This window comes from Escherichia sp. AM3, from assembly GCF_032029835.1.
GTDB classification, from domain to species: Bacteria; Pseudomonadota; Gammaproteobacteria; order Enterobacterales; family Enterobacteriaceae; genus Escherichia; species Escherichia coli.
In genome coordinates this window covers 1-503 of sequence record NZ_JAVUPQ010000540.1, presented here as the reverse complement: position 1 = coordinate 503, position 503 = coordinate 1, and the positions used below count along the sequence as shown (strand labels likewise).

Annotated in this window: 1 protein-coding gene; it reads right to left on the bottom strand. The window is 55.5% G+C overall.

Annotated features, from left to right (window positions below; all coding sequences use genetic code 11):
• Positions 1 to 437, bottom strand: a 437-nt coding sequence (locus tag RTW80_RS27110) for a fertility inhibition protein FinO (RefSeq protein WP_312721187.1), incomplete at its 3' end; no start/stop codon positions are given.
• Between the last annotated feature and the right edge of the window lie 66 nt (positions 438 to 503).

The window sequence follows — 503 nt, the reverse complement described above, 5'->3', positions numbered from 1 at the left end:
GTGTCATACCGGCAGGCACCGGCTTTCATGGCACACAGATAGCTTTCTGAACGGGTGATGGCCTTCAGCGCCCGGCGCAGTTTTTTATGCGAGAGCGGGATATTCCGCTGCGCCACGTCTTCCAGTAACACGTCCCGGATACCGCAGGCCAGAAGCCGGGGCGTGTTACCGTCAAACAATCCCGGCCACCAGGGTTTCAGAGTGTTCACCGCCTCATCCAGCGAGGGCAGCGTCAGATAAATGGACAGCGCCTGTCTGGCCTGTGCTTTCTTGGCCGCCAGCTCTGCTTCCCGGGCAGCCTTCTCCGCCAGTTTCTGCTTTTTCACCTTCCATTTTGGTGGCGTGGTGACATTGATGATGGTTTTCCGGCTCCGGGTCGGTGTTTCCCCTTCCGTTTTCCGTTTCAGTGTCAGTACCGGTCGTTTCTGCTCTGTCATGATTGCCCTGACCTTTGTGAAAATATGTCCTCCAGGTCGTTGAAACTACTCACTATGATATTAAGC